The 231-nt window shown below is 51.5% G+C and carries 1 protein-coding gene; it reads right to left on the minus strand.

Features of this window, described 5'->3' with window-relative positions; all coding sequences use genetic code 11:
- Window positions 1-231 (minus strand): hypothetical protein (locus AC1RPN_RS09255; RefSeq protein ID WP_481763890.1); only part of this gene is annotated, 231 nt, incomplete at both ends.

Genomic DNA, 231 nt, shown 5'->3' on the forward strand with positions numbered 1-231 from the left:
TTAGAGGCCAGTCCGATATTGACTAGGCCGCCATAGCCGAAGTCACTGTCCTTGCCTCCGGATAGTCCACACTTCCACCAGCCGCCGATATAAAACGTAGCGCCTGACGCGATATTCACATCGCAGCGAACGGCCGAAGCATAACCAACCGAAATAGAACTAATGGCTTTGCCCCCGTACTTACCGGATGAGCTAAGTAGTTGAGGACCGCCATTATTAGATGTCCTAAAC

It is taken from the genome of Dellaglioa sp. CoH-57-MRSF-20 (assembly GCF_056781955.1).